The 721-nt window shown below is 64.2% G+C and carries 1 protein-coding gene; it reads right to left on the bottom strand.

Annotation, left to right across the window (positions count from 1 at the left end; all coding sequences use genetic code 11):
* Positions 1–721, bottom strand: a 721-nt coding sequence (locus tag A5712_RS20750; protein ID WP_068109000.1) for a cyclopropane mycolic acid synthase family methyltransferase, incomplete at both ends; no start/stop codon positions are given.

Here is a 721-nt window from a genome sequence, read left to right as displayed (position 1 = left end):
GCGGAACAACTTGGCGCAGCCGGTGAGGTACTTCATGTACCGGTCGTAGACTTTCTCCGACTGGATCGCGATGGCCTTGTCCTTGTTGGCTTCGAGCGCGGCGGCCCATATCTCCAGCGTCCTGGCGTAGTGCAGCTGAAGCGACTGGATCCGGGTCACCTTGAAACCGGCGTCGCCGGCGTGCTCTTCGACCGACGGGATCGTCGGCAGCCATCCGCCGGGGAAGATCTCGGCCAGGATGAACTGGGTGAAGTGAACGACCTCGTGGGTCAACGGGGTGCCCTGGGCCCTGGCCTCTTTGAAGGTCGGGCGCGAGATGGTGTGCAGCAGCATGACCCCGTCGGCCGGCAGCACCCGGTAGGCCATCTTGAAGAAGTGGCCCCACCGTTGCCGGCCGAAGTGCTCGAAGGCGCCGATGGAGACGATCCGGTCGACGGGTTCGTCGAACTTCTCCCACCCCTCCAGCAGCACCTGCGCCGAGCGGTTCGTGTCCAGCCCGTCGAACATCTGCTGGACGTGCTCGGCCTGGTTTTCCGACAGCGTCAGGCCCACGACGTTGACGTCGTACTTCTCGATGGCGCGCCGCAGCGTGGCGCCCCAGCCGCAGCCGATGTCGAGCAGCGTCATTCCGGGTTCGAGGTTCAGTTTTCCCAGCGCCAGGTCGAACTTCGCATTCTGCGCTTCCTCGAGGGTCATATCGTCTCGCTCGAAGTAAGCGCAG

The organism is Mycobacterium sp. E2327, assembly GCF_001672675.1.
In the GTDB taxonomy this organism is placed as follows: domain Bacteria; phylum Actinomycetota; class Actinomycetes; order Mycobacteriales; family Mycobacteriaceae; genus Mycobacterium.
Note: the sequence above shows the minus strand (reverse complement) of the source record. Positions and strands in the feature narration are given on the sequence as shown.